18 protein-coding genes are annotated in these 17,071 nt (G+C 65.9%); 10 read left to right on the top strand and 8 right to left on the bottom strand.

Annotation, left to right across the window (positions count from 1 at the left end):
* The first annotated feature begins 22 nt into the window (after positions 1 to 22).
* The 5 genes from VK533_RS09475 (at position 23) to VK533_RS09455 (ending at position 4,774) form a co-directional block, all read left to right on the top strand.
* Positions 23 to 241, top strand: coding sequence for a hypothetical protein (locus VK533_RS09475; protein ID WP_324376784.1), 219 nt, complete (start codon positions 23 to 25; stop codon positions 239 to 241).
* A 54-nt stretch (positions 242 to 295) separates the two neighbouring features.
* Positions 296 to 604, top strand: coding sequence for a GIY-YIG nuclease family protein (locus VK533_RS09470; protein ID WP_324376782.1), 309 nt, complete (start codon positions 296 to 298; stop codon positions 602 to 604).
* A gap of 80 nt (positions 605 to 684) precedes the next feature.
* Positions 685 to 2,424: a gamma-glutamyltransferase gene (ggt, locus tag VK533_RS09465; protein WP_324376780.1), complete on the top strand. Its 1,740-nt coding sequence runs from the start codon at positions 685 to 687 to the stop codon at positions 2,422 to 2,424.
* 125 nt (positions 2,425 to 2,549) lie between these two features.
* Entirely contained in the window at positions 2,550 to 4,295 is a 1,746-nt protein-coding gene (locus VK533_RS09460; protein WP_324376778.1) for an AMP-dependent synthetase/ligase, read from the top strand.
* A gap of 224 nt (positions 4,296 to 4,519) precedes the next feature.
* Complete coding sequence (locus tag VK533_RS09455) at positions 4,520 to 4,774, top strand: hypothetical protein (protein ID WP_324376776.1); 255 nt, start codon at positions 4,520 to 4,522, stop codon at positions 4,772 to 4,774.
* Here VK533_RS09455 and VK533_RS09450 read toward each other — a convergent pair.
* Genes VK533_RS09450 through VK533_RS09425 form a run of 6 tightly spaced genes read right to left on the bottom strand, consistent with a single transcriptional unit; the run spans position 4,749 to position 8,219 of the window.
* Positions 4,749 to 5,120, bottom strand: coding sequence for a hypothetical protein (locus VK533_RS09450; protein ID WP_324376775.1), 372 nt, complete (start codon positions 5,118 to 5,120; stop codon positions 4,749 to 4,751). The two genes, VK533_RS09455 and VK533_RS09450, sit on opposite strands and share 26 nt — an antisense overlap.
* A gap of 4 nt (positions 5,121 to 5,124) precedes the next feature.
* Positions 5,125 to 5,520 (bottom strand): hypothetical protein, encoded by a 396-nt coding sequence (locus tag VK533_RS09445; RefSeq protein ID WP_324376773.1) that lies wholly within the window; start codon positions 5,518 to 5,520, stop codon positions 5,125 to 5,127.
* 53 nt (positions 5,521 to 5,573) lie between these two features.
* On the bottom strand, positions 5,574 to 6,302 hold the full coding sequence (gloB, locus tag VK533_RS09440; protein ID WP_324376771.1) for a hydroxyacylglutathione hydrolase: 729 nt from the start codon (positions 6,300 to 6,302) through the stop codon (positions 5,574 to 5,576).
* Between the two features lie 7 nt (positions 6,303 to 6,309).
* Entirely contained in the window at positions 6,310 to 6,726 is a 417-nt protein-coding gene (locus VK533_RS09435) for a VOC family protein (RefSeq protein WP_324376769.1), read from the bottom strand.
* A 39-nt stretch (positions 6,727 to 6,765) separates the two neighbouring features.
* Positions 6,766 to 7,488: a hypothetical protein gene (locus tag VK533_RS09430; RefSeq protein WP_324376767.1), complete on the bottom strand. Its 723-nt coding sequence runs from the start codon at positions 7,486 to 7,488 to the stop codon at positions 6,766 to 6,768.
* A complete protein-coding gene (locus tag VK533_RS09425; protein ID WP_324376765.1) occupies positions 7,485 to 8,219 on the bottom strand; it encodes an alpha/beta hydrolase in 735 nt (244 codons plus the stop codon). The genes VK533_RS09430 and VK533_RS09425 overlap by 4 nt, the downstream gene beginning before the upstream one ends.
* 173 nt (positions 8,220 to 8,392) lie before the next feature.
* On the opposite strand from VK533_RS09425, the gene VK533_RS09420 reads away from it, so the two are divergent.
* The 3 genes from VK533_RS09420 to VK533_RS09410 all read left to right on the top strand — a co-directional run bounded on the left by VK533_RS09420 (position 8,393) and on the right by VK533_RS09410 (position 11,757).
* On the top strand, positions 8,393 to 9,310 hold the full coding sequence (locus tag VK533_RS09420; RefSeq protein WP_324376762.1) for a sulfite exporter TauE/SafE family protein: 918 nt from the start codon (positions 8,393 to 8,395) through the stop codon (positions 9,308 to 9,310).
* On the top strand, positions 9,307 to 10,068 hold the full coding sequence (locus tag VK533_RS09415; protein ID WP_324376760.1) for a TIGR02186 family protein: 762 nt from the start codon (positions 9,307 to 9,309) through the stop codon (positions 10,066 to 10,068). Before VK533_RS09420 ends, VK533_RS09415 begins: the two co-directional genes overlap by 4 nt.
* 63 nt (positions 10,069 to 10,131) lie before the next feature.
* Positions 10,132 to 11,757: an ATP-binding protein gene (locus tag VK533_RS09410; RefSeq protein ID WP_324376758.1), complete on the top strand. Its 1,626-nt coding sequence runs from the start codon at positions 10,132 to 10,134 to the stop codon at positions 11,755 to 11,757.
* Between the two features lie 35 nt (positions 11,758 to 11,792).
* On the opposite strand, the gene VK533_RS09405 is transcribed toward VK533_RS09410, so the two are convergent.
* The gene (locus VK533_RS09405; protein WP_324376756.1) at positions 11,793 to 12,617 is read right to left on the bottom strand and encodes a helix-turn-helix transcriptional regulator; all 825 of its coding nucleotides are present in this window, start codon (positions 12,615 to 12,617) and stop codon (positions 11,793 to 11,795) included.
* 91 nt (positions 12,618 to 12,708) lie between these two features.
* Between VK533_RS09405 and VK533_RS09400 the strand changes: the two genes are divergently transcribed.
* Positions 12,709 to 13,596: an SDR family oxidoreductase gene (locus tag VK533_RS09400; RefSeq protein WP_324376754.1), complete on the top strand. Its 888-nt coding sequence runs from the start codon at positions 12,709 to 12,711 to the stop codon at positions 13,594 to 13,596.
* 61 nt (positions 13,597 to 13,657) lie between these two features.
* Here the strand turns inward: VK533_RS09400 and VK533_RS09395 are convergent, their stop codons facing one another.
* Positions 13,658 to 15,853 (bottom strand): EAL domain-containing protein, encoded by a 2,196-nt coding sequence (locus VK533_RS09395; protein ID WP_324376752.1) that lies wholly within the window; start codon positions 15,851 to 15,853, stop codon positions 13,658 to 13,660.
* Positions 15,854 to 16,336: 483 nt separating this feature from the next.
* Here VK533_RS09395 and rpiA point away from each other — a divergent pair, with 483 nt between their 5' ends.
* A complete protein-coding gene (gene rpiA, locus VK533_RS09390) occupies positions 16,337 to 17,023 on the top strand; it encodes a ribose-5-phosphate isomerase RpiA (protein WP_324376750.1) in 687 nt (228 codons plus the stop codon).
* Positions 17,024 to 17,071 lie beyond the last annotated feature (48 nt).

The following is a 17,071-nucleotide window of genomic DNA, read 5'->3' as shown; positions in this document are numbered from 1 at the left end:
GGCGTCGAGGAGAGATACGATCATGGGCCACAAGCCGATCGAAGCGCCCGCTTTGTTCAGCCTGAGCCTGTTTCTCGGCCTCAATTATGTGGTCGGCTATTGCATCGGCCATCTGCTCACCGGATCCGAAATCGGCGCGGGCGCGATCGCGCTGGTGACGCCGTGCCTGACCCTGCTTGGCCTGGCGCTGTTCGGTGGGCGGAGCGGGGAGGCAGACCAGAAGGGCCCCATTATCGACTAAGCGATCCGTCATGCCGGACTTGTTCCGGCATCCACCGGGCGGCACAAATCCCGGATGCGGGAACGGCAACCGTGCGTCTACATGCTAGCCAGCGGCTATAACGGCACGCTCTATGTTGGCATGACTTCGGACCTTGGCGCGCGTGTCGCGCAGCACCGAACGGGCGCGCACGACGGCTTCACCAAACGCCATGATGTGAAGCAATTGGTCTGGTACGAACTGACCGACCAGATGACCGATGCGATCGCATCCGAAAAACGCATCAAGAAATGGCCGCGCGACTGGAAAAGGAACCTGATCGAGCGCGATAATCCGGAGTGGAACGATCTGGCGGCGGCGCTGGGTTTCGACCCGTTGCGTTGATCTCCCGGTGGACCCCGGAACAAGTCCGGGGTGACGAGGTAGCGCTTGCGGGAGCATTTCGACCGGCTATCAGGGGCCGCATGATCCGCCCCCTCCTGCTCCTCCTCGCCGCGCTCGCGCTGCCGCTGGCGGCGGCGCCCGCCAGATCCCCACAGACAAAAGCCGGCTTGGTGTCCGCTGCCGATCCGCGCGCGGCGGCGGCCGGGGTCGAGATATTGCGCAAGGGCGGCAGCGCCGCCGACGCGGCGATCGCGATGATGCTCGCGCTCAATGTGGTCGAGCCGCAAAGCTCGGGCATCGGCGGCGGCGGCTTCATGGTCCATCATGATGCGAAGACGAACAAATTCGCGACGTTCGATGGGCGCGAGGCCGCGCCGGCGGCGGCGGACGGGCATTGGTTCTATCAGAACGGCCAGCCCCTCCAGCATCAGGAAGCGGTACCGGGCGGACGCAGCGTCGGCGTGCCCGGCAATCTGCGGATGATGGCGCTGGCGCATGCCCGCTATGGCCGGCTGCCGTGGGCGGCCCTGTTCCAGCCCGCGATCCGGCTGGCGCGCGATGGCTACAGGATAACCCCGCGCCTGCACAATTCGATCGCGCAATGGGGCGACGCGATCCTCTCCGATTGGGGCCGGAAGCATTTCTTCGCGGCCGACGGCACCGCGCTGCCGGTCGGCGCGATCCTGAAGGATCCCGAACAGGCCGCCTTGTTCGCGAAGATCGCGGCACAAGGCCCGGACTATTTCTATCATGGCGAGCCTGGCCAGAAGCTGGTCGCGGCGGTCAATCATGCGCCGCGCAACGCGTCGAAGATGACGATGGCCGACCTCACCGCCTATCAGGCGAAGGAGCGCGCGCCGATCTGCGGCACCTACCGCGTCTATCGCGTGTGCGGCATGGGGCCGCCTTCGGCCGGCGGCATCACCGTGCTGATGATCCTCAAGCAACTCGAGCGGTTCGACCTCGCCAAGCTGGGCAAGGACAATCCCGTTGCCTGGCATCTGTTGGCCGAGAGCGAGCGCCTCGCCTACGCCGACCGCGACGCCTACATGGGCGACGCCGATCATGTGACCGTGCCAGTGCGCGGCCTGCTCGACGCCACTTATCTCGCGCGCCGATCGGCGCTGATCGCGCCCGACCGCACGATGCCGACGATCGCGCCCGGCGCGCCCGCGGGCGTGCCGGTGCGGATGGCGGGGATCGCCAGCCCCGAACATGGCACGACGGACATGGCGGCGGTCGACGCGCAGGGGAACGTCGTCGAGGTCACCTCGACGATCGAAAGCGTGTTCGGATCGGGCCTGACCGTCGACGGCATCCTGCTCAACAACGAGCTCACCGATTTCGATATCGTCCCCGAACGCGGCGGCATGTCCGCCGCCAACCGCGTCGAAGCCGGCAAGCGCCCGCGCAGCTCGATGGCGCCGACGATCGTCTACGGCCCCGACGGCAAGGTCCGGATCGCGATCGGTGCGGCGGGCGGATCGACGATCATCGCGCAGGTCGCCAAGGCGCTGATCGGCGTGCTCGACTGGCATATGCGCGCGCAGGACGCGATCGGGATGGGGCTGATCTACACGCCCGGCCCGGGCGGCGTGGTCGAGCAAGGCACGCAATTGGAGCCGATGCTGCCGGCGTTAGCGCAGCTCGGCGAGCGGCTGCGGCCCGCGCCGCTGGGGCTCAAGGCCAATGCGATCGAGCAGGTCGGCGGGCGCTGGGCCGGTGCCGCCGATCCGCGCAGCGAAGGCGTGGCGATGGCGGTGAGCGGGACGGTGACCGGCGGCAAGCGCGTTACGATGCAGCCCGGGGTGCACGAATAAGCAATCTTCTCCCCTCCCGCTTGCGGGAGGGGGCGGGGGAGGGCATTCAGCGCTGGTGCAAGGGGGGACGCCCCTCCCCAACCCCTCCCGCAAGCGGGAGGGGAATAATAAGGGCAGGAGAGACGATGGCGATCGAGCCCTTCCCCAATCTGGTCACGATGTTCTTCACGCGCGCGGCCGAATTTGGCGACGCGCCTTTCCTGTTCTGGAAGGAAGACGGCGCGTGGCGGTCGCTGAGCTGGGCCGAGACCGCGCGTTGCGTCGCCAAGCTTGCCGAGGCGCTGCGCGGGCTCGGGCTGGAACGCTGCGACCGGGTCTTGCTCGTGTCCGAGAATCGGCCCGAATGGGCGATTGCCGATCTCGCGATCATGGCTGCGGGCGGCATCACCGTGCCGGCCTATACCAGCAACACGACCAGCGATCATGCGCATGTCCTCAACGACAGCGGCGCGCGCATCGCGATCGTCTCGACCGCGGCGCTTGCCAAGACGCTGCTGCCGGCCGTCGCCAGATCATCCGAATGCGAGATGGTGATCGGGATCGAGCCGCTGCAGCGCGAGCGGATCGGCGCGGTCCGCATCCACGAATGGCATGCCCTGGTCGCGGACCAGCCGGGCGATGTCGCGGCCGCGGCCGCGCGCGCCGACTTCAAGCGCGAGGATGTTGCCTGCGTCATCTATACCAGCGGCACCGGCGGGTCCCCGCGCGGCGTGCGCCAGCATCATGGCGCGATCCTGCAGAATTGCGCGGGCGCGACCGATGTCATCCGCGGGGATTTCGAGAGCGGGCTGGAAATCTTCCTGAGCCTGCTGCCGCTGAGCCATGCCTATGAGCATACGTTCGGCCAGCATTTCCCGATCAGCCTGGGCGGCCAGATCCATTATGCCGAGAGCATCGAGAAGCTTGCCTCCAACATGGAGGAGGTCGGGCCGACGATCATGATCGTGGTGCCGCGCCTGTTCGAATTGCTGCGCGGGCGGATCATCAAGCAGATCGAGAAGCAGGGCAAAGCGGCGCAATGGCTGCTCGCTCAGGCGCTCGCGCTCGATGCCAAGCCGAAAAAGAGCATTGCCGACAAGCCGCTCGACCTGCTGCTGGACGTGACCGTGCGCAAGAAGGTGCGCGCGCGGTTCGGCGGGCGGGTGAAGGCCCTGGTGTCCGGCGGCGCGCCGCTCAATCCCGAGGTCGGGCGCTTCTTCCGCGCGCTCGGCGTGACGTTGCTGCAGGGCTATGGCCAGACCGAGTGCGGTCCGCTCATCTCGGTCAATCGGCCGCGCGCGGGCATCACGATGGAGAGCGTCGGGCCGCCGGTGATGGGCACCGAGGTCAGGATCGCCCAGGATGGCGAGATCCTCGTGCGCGGCGAGAATGTGATGCACGGTTACTGGCGCAACGATGCCGAGAGCGCGCGCGTGCTGATCGACGGCTGGCTCCATACCGGCGACGTCGGCCATCTCGACGAAGCGGGGCGGATCGTGATCACCGACCGCAAGAAGGACCTGATCGTCAACGACAAGGGCGACAATGTCTCGCCCCAGCGGGTCGAGGGCATGCTCACGCTCGAACCCGAGATCGCGCAGGCGATGGTGATCGGCGACCGGCGGCCGTACCTGGTCGGGCTGGTCGTGCCCGACAAGGAATGGGAAGCGACGCTCGCCCCGGGCACCGACCTGCACAAGGCGATGATGGCGGCGGTCGATCGCGTCAATGCGGGCCTGTCGGTGATCGAACGGGTGCGCCGCGTGCTCGTGGCGGACGAGGCCTTCACGATCGAGAATGGCGCGCTGACGCCGTCGCTCAAGGTGCGGCGGCACGTGCTGCGCGAACGTTATGGGGAGCGTCTCGACGCGCTGTACGGACCGAAGGCCTGACGCTCCTTTGGCGTACAGGCACCATTCATATAAATAATTCTTCTCTCACTTGTCAGCTGACTAAGATTATCGACAATATGTTCCCAATTTTATCGGGTCATATTGGTCCTATAATATCCGATACTTAACCTTGTTATTTTTGCATTCCGCTCGATATACTTATTATCGTTGATGAGTGCGTGGTGTTGACGACAGAAGCCTGACCCCCTGGCTGGAGATCGTCTGTGACCAATTATCGACTCTATTTCATGACCAGTGTCGGCGGCCACATCGATCGCTTCGAAGCGATCGAAGCCGATAGCGACGCAGCCGCGATCGAAGCCGCAAAACTCTACCGGGGACCCTATCCGCTCGAGCTCTGGCAGCGCGATCGCAGGGTCGAGGCCTTCCCCCGCTTGCTCAGGCCAGGCCTTCAGCCCGTTCAAACAAACGCGGACCGCCGTTTCCGCGGGCTTAGCGCGCCTTTCTGTACGGCGTGAACTGGTCGAAGGTGCAAAAGCCGAAGTCCGCGCCGGTCGTCTCGGTCACGTGCACCGGATCATTCTCGCATAATTGGCCGCCGGCGCCGCGGGTCACGATCCGGCGGCCCTCGCGCAAGGCCGGGCAGCCGCCCTTGAAGCGCGCGACATAGGTGTAGCGCGCATCGCGATAGACGATCGCGGTACCGTCGATGATCTCCGGCTGCGCCGAGCGGTCGGGGAAGATGCACCGGCGCGGCGCGTCCGCGGTCTTGCCCTTGAGCAGATCGGACAGCGCATCCGTGCTTGCACAGGCCGGTGCCGCCAGCAGACCACCGGCCACCAGCGCGATCAGCGTTCGGGCCATGATGCTATTCCTTGCGGTAGGGCACGAAGCTGTCGAACACGCAGGTGCCGACCGGAATGTTCGCGCCGCTCATGCGCAGCTCCGCGAAATCGCCGCGGCAGAGCTGCGAGCTGTGGACCCTGGTGATCAGGATCGTGTCATCACGGAGCTGCGGGCAGCCATCCTGGAACCGGCTGACATACCAGGTCGTGCCCTGGCGATAGGCCATGGCCAGCCCCGGAATCTTCTGCGAATCATTGCTGCTGATGCCGAGGTTGATGCAGTCGACCGGTTTGCCGGCGACGCGGCCATCGATCAGCTTGGCGAGCTGCGCCTCAGGCGTGAGGCGGGCGGCAGCGAGCGGCGCGATCGGGGCGGCGGTCAGGCCGGCGATCAGGGCGGCGTGGATCAGGCTTCGCATGGGAAAATCCTCCTTGTGCCATAACGCTTTGATACGCCTTCGGGCGCGAAGGTTCATCCCCGGAAAATATCCTTTTCCGCGCGGCGCCGCGCGAGCGTCTCGACGCTGTCCGCGCGCATGAAGGGATTGGTCGCAAGTTCGAGCGCGATCGTGGTCGGCACGGTCGCCTGCCCTTGCGCGCGCAGCGCGTCGACCTCGCGCATGCGATCGATCACCGCCTGATTGTCGGGTTCGGCGACACGCGCGTAGCGCCCGTTCGCCTGCGTATATTCGTGCGCGCAATAGACGATCGTCTCGGACGGCAAGGCGGCGAGGCGCTGCATGTTGGTCCACATCTGCGCCGGCGTCCCTTCGAACAATCGCCCGCAGCCCATCGCGAACAAGGTGTCGCCGACGAAGGCGATCCCCGCTTCGGGAAGGTAATAAGCGATATGGCCGGCGGTATGCGCGGGCACTTCCAGCACGTGCGCCGCGACCGCGCCGATGTGCACCACGTCGCCCTCGCCCACCATGCGGTCGAGCGTCGGGATCTTGGCGGCCTCGGCGGCGGGGCCGGTGACGAGGCAGCCGGTCGCGGCCTTGATCGCGGCGTTGCCGCCGATGTGATCGCCGTGCCAGTGCGTGTTCCAGATCTGGCCGATCCGCCAGCCTCGCCGGTCCGCTTCCGCCAATACCGGTGCAGCCTCGGCGGGGTCGATCACCACCGTCTCGCCGCTGACATCGTCATGCGCCAGCCAGATATAATTGTCCTCAAGCACCGGAATGCGGACGACCTCGATCATCGCCGCGTCACCAGGCGCCCGTATTGGGCATCGACGCCCACGGCTCCTGCGGCGGCAAATGGCCATCCTGCAGCAATTCGACCGAGATGTTATCGGGCGTGCGCACGAACGCCATGTGGCCGTCGCGCGGCGGGCGGTTGATCGTCACGCCGGCGTCCATCAGCCGCTGGCAGGTCGCGTAGATGTCATCGACGCGATAGGCGAGATGGCCGAAATTGCGGCCGCCGTCATAACCGGCCTCGTCCCAATTATGGGTAAGCTCGACCTGCGCCTCCTCGTCGCCAGGGGCTGCGAGGAAGATCAGCGTGAAGCGCCCCTTTTCATTGTCCATGCGCCGCACTTCGCGGAGGCCGAGCAATTCGAAGAAGCGGATCGTCGCGTCGGGATCGGACACGCGGATCATGGTGTGGAGATATTTGGGCATGGGTGGCGCTTACGCCTCCGTTGCGAGTCGGTGAAACCGCTATTTCGGCTGGCCGAGCAAGGCGGCCGCCTGCTTGCCGTCGGGATCGTCCGGCGCGATCTGCGCGGCGCGGGTCCAGGCCGAGCGCGCGGCGTCCATCTGGCCGGCGGCGGCATAGATATTTCCCGCCTCGAGCTGGACCGACGGATCGTCGCCCGCCGATTTGAGCGCCACCGCGATATCCTTCTGCGCGCGCGGCAGATCCTTCTGACGCCGCGCGAGCGTCGCCGACAAGAGCCAGGCGAACGGATCCTGCGGGACCAAAGCCAGTCCCTTGTCCATGTCGGTGCGCGCCTGGGGGAGATCGTCGAGCGCGACGTCGGCGCGCGCGCGATCGATCCACGCCTCGCCGGTCAGCGTCGGCGCGAGGTCCGGGAGCGCCACGACATGGTCGATATCCGCGCGCGCCTTGGCCGGCTGATCGGCGGCGAGCGCGGCATTGGCGGCCTGGCTCCAGAGTTGCGGGCCGTGGCCGTCGCGCTGCGCGTCCGACTGCGCCGCCGCCATCGCGAGCGCGGCCTCGGCCGGAACCCACCGTTCGACCGCGGCGAAAGCGAGACCGAGGCATTGACGCGATGGCACGCTCTTGTCGCGATCGGCCCAGGCGCTCGCCTGCTCGACCGCCGCCTTGGGATCGGTCACGATCAGTTTGCGGCAGGCGGCGACGCGTGCCGGATCGCCGGAAATCTCGGTCAAGGCGGCGAGCAGGAACAGCGGGATCATAAGCTCTCGATCAAAGCGGCGACGGTCGTCAGCAGCAGGCCGAGATCGCCGGGCCGCGACAGGCGATGTTCGCCGCCTTTGACGAGCATGGTCTGCACATCGGCTGAACGGAGCACGCGGCCGAGGCGGAAGGCGATCGACGGCGGAACGTCCCGGTCCTCCAGCCCGTGCAGCAGACGCACCGGGCAATCGATCGGGATTTCGTCACCGAGCAGCAGATTGACCTGGCCGCTGTCCCAGAAGGCCTTGGTCGTGACCTCGGGTTCGTCATAATCGGGATGGTCGCTGACGAGCAGGCCGTCGGTGGCGAGCGTCGCGCGCTGGACCTCGTCATAGCCCCATTCGGTGAAATCGGGCGCGGCGGCGATGCCGACCAGCCCCGCGACGCGCTCGGGCCGCTCGAGCGCGATCAGCAGCATCAACCAGCCGCCCATCGACGAGCCAACCAGGATCAAAGACCCCTGGGCGAGCGTGTCGATCGCGTCGAGCGCATCGTCGCGCCAATCGTCGAGCGTGGATTCGCCGAACACGCCCTCGCTCTCGCCGCAGCCGCGATAGTCGAAACGCAGGATCGCGCGTCCCTCCGCCTCGGCCCACGCATCGAGCGCGATCGCCTTGGAGCCGGTCATGTCGGAGCCGTAGCCGGGCAGGAAGACAATCGTCGGGCCGGCGCCGGCGCGCTGATCGTAGGCGATGCGGGGCAAGCCGGGGCGTTCGAGGAATGCGGGCATGGTTGGGCTCTAGCACGCCGCCCCGTCCTTCCGTCACCCCGGACCCGTTCCGGGGTCCACCGCATCCCAAGCGCGGCGGTGCGGAGGATGGGTGGATGCCGGAACAGGTCCGGCATGACGGTTTAGCAGAGAGGGCGGGTTGAAAGGGCATCGCCAGTAGAGTCTAACGGGGCATGCACCTTTACCTCCCCATTGCCGGCCTGTCGGTGAATGCGCTGGTGATCGTGCTGCTGGGCGGCGCGGTCGGCATATTGTCGGGCATGTTCGGGGTGGGCGGCGGTTTCCTGACCACGCCTTTGCTCATTTTCTACGGCGTGCCGCCGGCGGTGGCGGTGGCGTCGTCGGCGACGCAGATCACCGGCGCGAGCGTGTCGGGCGTGATCGCGCACAGCAAAAGGCAGGGGGTCGACTTCCGCATGGGCGCGGTGCTGGTCGCGGGCGGCGCGCTGGGATCTTTGGTCGGCGGCTTTATCTTCCGCCTGCTCCAGAAGAGCGGGCAGATCGATACGATCATCGGCCTGCTCTACGTCGTCCTGCTCGGCTGGATCGGACTGGCGATGGCGCGCGAGTCGGCGCGCGCGGTGGTGGCGACGCGGAGCGGATTGCCTGCCCCGCCGATCACCACCAAGCGCCACCGCAAATGGATCGCGGCGCTGCCGGGGCGCTGGCGTTTCTACGGCGCCGGCCTCTACATCTCACCGCTGGCGCCGTTCATACTGGGCTTCATCACCGGATTGCTGACCGTGCTGATGGGCGTTGGCGGCGGCTTCATCCTCGTGCCGGCGATGCTCTATGTTTTCGGCGTGTCGGCGCGGGTCGTGGTCGGTACCTCGCTATTCCAGGGGCTGTTCGTCACCGCGACCACGACGCTGGTCCACGCGCTGACGACGCATGCGGTCGATCTGGTGCTGGCGGGGCTGCTGCTGATCGGATCGGTTACCGGCGCGCAGATCGGGTCGAGCCTGGTGCAGAAGGTCCGCCCCGAACGCGCGCGCATGGCGCTGGCGGTGATCGTGCTCGCGGTCGCAATCCGGATGGCGCTTGGCCTGACCTGGCGGCCTGATGCGATCTATACGGTGCAGGGGCTATGAAAAGGGCGTTCGCCTTGCTGGCGGCATTGCCCTTGCTGATCGGCGCGGCCGAGCCGCGGCTGGTGCCCGACGTGTCCGACACGCAGATCGATATCGCCTACAGCTTCACCGGCGCGGACCTGCTCCTGTTCGGCGCGATCCTCTATCCCGGCGGACGCGCGCCCGCGCCCGACACCGATATCGCGGTGGTGATCAAGGGCCCGTCCGAACCGTTGCTGGTACGCGAGAAGGCCAAGGTCGCGGGCATCTGGATCAACCATGCGAGCGAGCGTTTCCGGTCGGTGCCGAGCTTTTACGCGGTCGCGACGTCGCGCCCGCTCGCCCAGCTCGTCAGCCCCCGTACCGCCGCGATCTACGAAATCGGGATCGGCAATCTGCTGCTGTCCCCCGCCAACGGCGCGAGCGCCAACGAGCAGGCGCGGTTCGAGCAGGGGCTGGTCGAACTGAAGCGCAAGAGCGGGCTTTATGCCGAGCATGTCGGCACGGTTTCGGTGCGCGAGGGCGTGCTCTATCGCGCATTGGTGCCGATCCCGGCGCGCGTGCCGGTCGGCAATTATACCGCCGAAACCTATCTTATCCGAAATGGCCGAATCGTTGCGGCAGCGACGCGCGAGATCGCGATCGGCAAATCGGGTTTCGAACGCTTCGTCACCAACGCCGCCGACCATTATCCGCTCTGGTACGGTCTGACCGCGATCGCGCTTTCGCTATTATTAGGCTGGTTCGCGGCGCTTGGTTTCACGCGCCTTCGGCGCTGAAGAACGGCGCCAATCACATACGCGGTGAGGAAAGCCTTAACCCTATTGGGCTAGGCAGAAGCCATGGGCATACATGACCGGATCGTACCCGCAATAACGGTGGGCGACGCGATGGAGCTCGGCCGCGTTCTTGAGATCGCGGGCGCGGGGGCGCAAGTCTCGTTCGACGGCCATATGATGGCGCTGGTGCGCAAGGCCAACGGCGTCGGGGCGCCCCCGGGATCGATCGGCAGCCACGTCAAGATGCGCGTCGGCAACCGCTGGGTGCTGGGCCAGATCCGCACCCTGCGGCTGGCGCAGGCCGATTCCGACCTGATCCTCGGCATGATCGATTTCGTCGGCGAAGGTGCCGACGTGAACGACCGGCTCGGCAATTTCCGGCGCGGCGTCACCTTGCTGCCGATGCCGGGCGCGGCGCTGCATGCGGTCGCCGAGGACGAACTGCTCACCATCTTCGCGCCCGACGAACGGCCGCATATCCAGATCGGCACGGTCCATCCGTCGGGCCAGATTCCCGCGTCGCTCTGCATCGACACGTTGCTCGGCCGCCATTTCGCGGTGCTGGGATCGACCGGCACCGGCAAGTCGAGCGCGACCGCGCTCATCCTCCACCGCATCTGCGACGCGGCGCCCCACGGCCATGTGCTGATGATCGATCCGCACGGCGAATATGGCACCTCGTTCAAGGACAAGGCGGCGGTGTTCGACGTCACCAATCTCGCCATCCCCTATTGGCTGATGAACCTCGACGAACATGCCGAGATATTGCTGAATTCGAGCGGGGCGGAACGGCAGATAGACCGCGATGCGCTCGCCAAATGCCTGCTCGCGGCGCGCGCCAAGAATCGCGGCGCGGACGGGGCGGCACGGCTCACGGTCGATTCGCCGATACCCTATCTGTTGTCCGACCTGGGGATCATCCTCACCGCCGAAATGGGCAAGCTCGACAAAGGCGGGATCGGCGCGGCGCCCTATATGCGGATCAAGGCGCGGCTCGACGAGATCAAGGCCGATCCGCGTTACGCCTTCATGTTCTCGGGCGTGATGGCCAACGACACGCTGGCGGACGTGCTCGCGCGCTTGCTGCGCCTGCCGGGCGACGGCAAGCCGCTCGCGATCGTCGACCTGTCGGGCGTACCGTCGGAGGTGACCGCCGTGGTGGTCGCCCTGCTCGCGCGACTGATTTTCGATCATGCGATCTGGTCGCGCGGCGCCGAACAGCATCCGATCCTGCTCGTGTGCGAGGAAGCGCATCGTTACATCCCCGCCGGCTCGTCCGCGCCCGCGCGCGCGGTGCTGGAGCGTATCGCCAAGGAAGGCCGCAAATATGGCGTGTCGCTCGGGCTGGTGACGCAGCGCCCGTCCGATCTGGCCGAAGGCGTGCTGTCGCAATGCGGCACGATCATCGCGATGCGGCTCAACAACGAGCGCGACCAGAGCTTCGTGCGATCCGCCGTGCCCGAAGGCGCGCGCGGCATGATCGACGCGATCCCGGCGCTGCGCAACCGCGAGGCGATCATGGTCGGCGAAGGCGTGCCGATCCCGATCCGCGTGTCGTTCGACCCGCTCGACCATAGCCAGCTCCCCGCCAGCCACGATCCCGTGTTCAGCACCGCCTGGACGCAGACCGGCGGCGAGCGCGAACAACTCGACCGTACGATCAAGCGCTGGCGCGCGCAGGGACGCTAAGACCTCCTTCGACCGGTTCCGCCTTGGCCTGCGCCCTATTGGTCCAGCAACGATCTCACCCTATCCCCGTCTTCCGCGGTCGCCGGATTATAGACCACCATGGTGAGATCGGGCCGGCCATCGACGACGAAAGACGAATATTCGAATGCGATCGGGCCCAGGATCGGGTGACGGAGATGCTTGATCCCGTCGCCGTAGGTACGAACGTCGTTGTCGCGCCACATCGTGTCGAATTCGGGACTCAGCCTGCATAGTTCGGCGACCAGCGGCTCGACCTCGGCGCTCGCGCCGGCCCGCGCGGCATCCGCCCGGAACGCGCTGACGACGAAGCGCGCGACGCTGTCCCAATCGAATTGCGCGGCGCGGACGCGTGGATCGAGGAAGATCATGCGCAGGATGTTGCGCTGGTCGGGCGGCAGCGCGCCATAATCGGTGAGCACGACCGCCGCGGCGCGGTTCCAGGCGACCACATCCCACAAAGCCGTCTTCACCAGCGCCGGGCTGACATCGAGTGCGTCGAGCAGACGCTGCAGACGCGGGGTCACGCCCTCGGCGGGTTTGTAGTGGACCTCGGGCGGACGCCCGAGTCCCAAAAGGAAGAGATGTTCGCGCTCGACCTCGGTCAGCATCAGCGCACGCGCGATCCGGTCGAGCACGTCGGCCGACGGCGCGCCGCCCCGTCCCTGTTCGAGCCAGGTGTACCAGGTGGGACTGATATTGGCGCGTTGGGCTACCTCCTCGCGGCGCAAGCCAGGCGTACGCCGGCGCGTACCCGAAAAGCCGAACGCTGCCGGATCGAGCCTGGTGCGCCGGTCCTTGAGATAGAAACCGAGCGGATTGTCGTGGGGGGTCGCGGCCATCCTGTTAGTCTTTATACCCTGATAATGTCACTACTTTAACAGGATGATACAGCGCCGCATGAAGATCGCCTAGAGCGAACAGGAGATTGGTATGCGCGTTTTCATCACCGGCGCCACGGGCTTCGTCGGATCGGCGATCGTCCAGGAATTGGTGGGGGCGGGCCATCAGGTGCTCGGCCTCGCGCGGTCTGACGCCAGCGCCGAGGCGCTTGCGCGCGCGGGCGCCGCGGTCCAGCGCGGCGGAGTCGGCGACCTCGACAGCCTCCGGCGCGGCGCGGCCGAGGCCGATGGCGTGATCCACGCCGCGTTCAATCACGATTTCTCGAAATTCATCGAAAATTGCGAAGAGGATCGCCGCGCGATCGAGACGATCGGCGAGGTACTGGAAGGATCGCAGCGCCCGCTGCTCGTCACCTCCGGCCTCGCGCTGCTGGCGGAAGGCCGGCTGGCGAGCGAGGCCGATAATCCCAGCCCCGCCTTCCCGCGCCGTTCCGAAGCGGCAGCGGCGGCCGTGGCGGAGCGCGGCGTCCGCGCGACGAGCGTGCGGCTGCCACCATCGACCCATGGCACGGGGGATCATGGCTTCGTGCCGTTCCTGATCAATCTTGCGCGGGAGAAAGGCGTCTCGGCCTATGTCGGCGACGGCAGCAATCGCTGGCCGGCCGCGCACCGCTTCGACGCGGCGCGCGTCTATCGCCTCGCGCTCGAGCGGGGTGCGACCGATGGCCCCTATCATGCGATCGCGGAAGAAGGCGTGCCGTTCAAGGCGATCGCCGAGACGATCGGGCATCATCTGGGCGTACCGATTACCGCTTTGTCTCCGGAAGAGGCACAGGCGCATTTCGGCTGGTTCGCGATGTTCGCGGGCATGGATGTTCCGGCATCGAGCGCGCGCACGCGGGCGCTGCTCGGTTGGGAACCCAGCGGGCCGACTTTGCTGCAAGACATGAACGACGCCGGCTATTTCCAGGGCCGTTGAGGCGCGCGACCGCCGGCTGGCGCTGTCTCAGCCGATGCCCGGCGGCATCGGCCGGCCCGTCTTATGCAACTTGAGACGCGCGCGCCTTCAGGGCGTGCGACCTGACAACCGACAGTTCGCGCACCGAAAATTTGCGCGTCACCAAGTCTTCGACCGTGGCCGCTTCGATCGCGGGCGCAAACAGGAAGCCCTGGCCGAGCTGGCAACCGTGGGCGACAAGGAAATCGGCCTGCGCCTGCGTTTCGACGCCTTCAGCGACGGTGGTCATGCCCAGCGCCGAGCCCAGCGCCAGCACGGCTTCGGTAATCGCGCGATCCCGGGGGCTGGTATCGATTCCCGCAACGAACGAGCTGTCGATCTTGATCGTGTCGACCGGGAAATCGCGGATGTGCGAGAGCGAGGAAAAGCCGGTGCCGAAATCGTCCAGAGCGACGGTCATGCCCGCCGCACGCAATGTGGAGAGCATCACGATCACGTTGCAGGCGCGGTCATCGAGGAACGCCGTCTCCGTGATTTCGAGCTCGATCATGGCGGGGGGGATGCAATGCCTGTCGAGCCGGCCGAGCAGCCTTTCGGCATAAGCGGGATCCCGCAGCTCCGCGGCCGAAGCGTTCATCGCGATCTTGCCGATAGCGATATCCCGATCCATCCAGCGGCGAATATCCGACAGCACCGCCTCCGCCATCGTGCCGCCCAAAAGGCCGGCCGTATTAATATCGTCGAACGCATAGGCAATCGTTCGGGGCAGTTGCAGACCGACGCGCGGATGGCGCCAGCGCAACAACGCTTCGAAGCCGGCAACCCGGCCGGTCGCGAGAGCGATCTTGGGCTGATAGAAAGGTTCGATCCAGTCATTGTCGAGCACGGTCCGGGCGTGCCGGAGCATCGACAACTGCCGCTGCCGTTCATGGCGTAGTTCCGGCGCGAAGGTGCGCGCGCGCGCGCCGCCGGCCTTCTTGGCCGCATAGAGCGCCAGATCGGCGCTATGGATCAATTGCGACGGCCCTTTGCCATGCTGGGGAAAGGCGCTGATGCCGATGCTGGCGTGCAGATCGATATCGCGTTCGCTGACGGAAAAGGGCGATTTGAGCCGACTCAGCAGACGCTGCGCGATCGCTGCGGCGGCCGCGATATCCACCCCCGGCAGGATCGCGGCGAACTCGTCGCCGCCAAGACGGGCGAGCGTGGCCATCCCCGGCATGACCGCCGCGACCCTGCCGGCGAATACCGAAAGCGCGTCGTCGCCGGCCTGGTGGCCAAGCAGATCGTTGATATGCTTGAAACGATCGAGATCGATCAGCAGCAAACTGACCACACCGTCCTGTGCCGTCGCGGTCGCCAGCGCGGCTTCGAGTTCGGTTCGGAAGTACGCCCGGTTCGGCAGCCCCGTCACCGAATCGTGCGTCGCGGTCCACACGACGCGGTCATGTTCGGCCTTGGTGTCCGTTACATCGAGATTGGTCACGACGACGCGGATGACCGCGCCTTCGCTGTCGTGCATCGCGTGCCGTTCGCTGGCGATCCAGCGCACGGCACCGTCGCTGGCCCGGATGATGCGATACGCGCCATGGTCGCCTTCGATCGCCTCGCCTTGCAGCGATCGAATATGCACATCACTGGCCATGTCCCGATCGTCCGGATGGATCAGCGCCAGATAGGCCGCCATGCTGGGGGTCGTATCACGCGGAACGCCGAGCATGTCGCACAGCTCGATCGACCAATGTTCCTCGTAGGTGACAAGGTTGATGTCGGCGACGCCGAGCCGGGCCGCGGTCGCGGCCATGCGAAAGCGCCCCTCGCTGAAGCGCAGCGCCTCGACCGACCTCTTGTATTTCGTCAGATTTATCAGCGACAGAAAGTGCTGGACCACGTTGCCCGCCGCATCGAGCACCGGACTGATGAAGATGGCCGCCCAGAAATTGCTTCCGTCCTTGCGCCGGAACATCGCCTCCAGATCGTCGTGAATCTTGCGGTCGAACTGATTTTTCTCGCCGGTGATCGTCTCGTAATCGGCATCCCGCGCCGTGAGGAAGCCGAAATCCTTGCCAAGCAGTTCCTCCCGGGAATAGCCGACCAGGTCGAGAAAGCTGTTGTTCGCGAAAATGATCGGATGGCCCGCCGACTGCGCATTCGTGAAAATCATCGGCATCCGCGTCGATTCCGCGGCAGTGACGAACGGGCCGAGTTCGTCCTGCAATTTGGATATCTCGTCTTCCGCCCGTCTTTGCTCTCTGGATTTTCCGATTACGGAAGCCACCGGCTTATCCCCAGATCAGCAATAAGGGCACGCCGATCATCGCCCAGCAGGCGGCGGCACAACCGAAGATGACAGCAAGTCGCGCGGGCGCGGGCCAGCGTCGGTCGGCTTCAGGCGGATCAAAAAGCAGCCGAACGCGCGTCTCGTCGTTCCGTATCGGGACGAGGTTTGGCTCAATAATTGCGCGCATACGGGGCGCGCCCGCCGCTGCCACCGGCTGCGCCGGGGACTCGTAAAGTCTCGCACTGGATGCCACTGCCCGCTCCCGACCCATATAATCTGGAGAATTCAACTGAATGTCAGAGCTATAGTTGCATTTTTATTTTTAAGTTAACAATTGGTTGGCCGATTCACAGTATCCATTAAACAACCAAAATGGTTGTTGTCTTGGTTATTCTTAAGTTTTGGAGCGATATTATTGTCATGACGTCGGCGTCGGGATGACGGTTGCGGGCGCGGCGCGGAGGGCGCATTTGACGCCCGATGTCCCAGGACGACGACAAGAAGATCGCTGCCCTCGCCGCCGCCGATGAGGTCAAGGCGGGGATGCTGGTCGGCATGGGCACGGGATCGACCGCCGCTTTTCTGATCGACGAGCTGGGCCGCCGTTTCGCGCAGGGGCTGCGCTTCCGCGCGGTCGTGACCTCGCTTGCGAGCGAAAGGCAGGCGCAGGGACTCGGCATACCGGTCCTACCCTTTTCGGACGTCGCGCATATCGACCTCGCGATCGACGGCGCGGACGAGATCGATCCCCAGTTGCGCGCGATCAAGGGCGCGGGCGGCGCGATGCTGCGCGAGAAGTGCGTCGCCGCATCGGCCGCGCGGATGGTGGTGATCGCCGACGGATCGAAAACGGTCGCGATGTTGGGTGCCGCGCCGGTGCCGTGCGAGACCTTGCCGTTCGCGCAAAGCTTTGTCGAAGGCGCGCTCACTGAACTCGGTGCGCGGGTCGTGCTGCGCACGAAGGACGGCGCGCCGTACCGCACCGATCAGGACAATCTGATCTTCGATTGCCACTTCGGCGCGATCGCCGATCCGGGCGCGCTTGCCGCATCCCTGTCATCGATTCCCGGCATGGTCGGGCACGGACTTTTCATCGACGAGATTGACGGTTTGTACCTGGCGAAAAATGGTAGCGTTACCTTGAAGGAACGGCCTGTCGCATCCTAAAGCCGCTCCGGCTTGCAAGTTTGGCGCATAGATGCGCGCCAGCCGTTG

Source organism: Sphingomonas sp., from assembly GCF_035317925.1.
In the GTDB taxonomy this organism is placed as follows: domain Bacteria; phylum Pseudomonadota; class Alphaproteobacteria; order Sphingomonadales; family Sphingomonadaceae; genus Sphingomonas_I.
The sequence above is the reverse complement of the archived record's forward strand: the minus strand, read 5'-3'. Positions and strand labels throughout refer to the sequence as shown.